This window comes from Vibrio sp. 1727 (assembly GCF_033344415.1).
Taxonomy (GTDB): domain Bacteria; phylum Pseudomonadota; class Gammaproteobacteria; order Enterobacterales; family Vibrionaceae; genus Vibrio; species Vibrio alginolyticus.
In genome coordinates this window covers 1-651 of record NZ_JAWPOT010000352.1, presented here as the reverse complement: position 1 = coordinate 651, position 651 = coordinate 1, and the positions used below count along the sequence as shown (strand labels likewise).

Here is a 651-nt window from a genome sequence, read left to right as displayed (position 1 = left end):
TGTTCTTCATGTTGCCCCCCAAGCGAGTGTTCAACATGAACTTCTTCAATTTCGCATTGTGCTTGTGGGTTAATCGCAAACAGTGCGTTGCTATCTTCTAGCGTTGCGACCGCGTGTTGCAGAGTTTTCTCTTGCTCTGCATTTTCTGGTGCGTGTTCAAAGCCGACCACATCTGCACCAGGAGCTGTGATTTCGAGCAGCAAGTCACTGCCGTCTTGGGCAATATTAAATTCAACATGACCATGAACGTGCGCACTGTGTTGGCGGTATTCTTCTGCTGTTGCGACTGTCGATAGAGACAAACCGATAACGATCGCTAAAACCTGTTTAGATGGCATTTTACTTTCCTAATTTTGCTGATAAATCCGAGATCTGGTTGATTTCAGATTAGTACTCATTTGACGTTCTGTTATTGAAACGCGTCTATACACGTTGGAAATAACGTAATTGGGTTGTGTTTGAGTGTTTACGCAAAATAAGGCGGTGCACGCGCAGCGCTGAATACTTCTTCTACATGATGCGAGCGCTCTGAGACATCATCATAATGGGCCCGTGTGTATGACGGCACTGGGATTGCTGGTTGTGCTTTAGCGAGACCATGTTGCGCGCCAGCAAAGAGTTGGCAGTGATGATGAGTATGATGCTCTGGTG

The 651-nt window shown here is 46.4% G+C and carries 2 protein-coding genes; both read right to left on the bottom strand.

The window, feature by feature from the left end; translation table 11 throughout:
• The coding region (locus tag R8O10_RS25695) for a ZrgA family zinc uptake protein (RefSeq protein ID WP_318192021.1) at window positions 1-338 on the bottom strand (338 nt) is incomplete at its 3' end.
• Window positions 339-466: 128 nt separating this feature from the next.
• A partial coding sequence (locus R8O10_RS25690; protein ID WP_318192020.1) for a DUF2607 family protein occupies window positions 467-651 on the bottom strand: 185 nt, incomplete at its 5' end.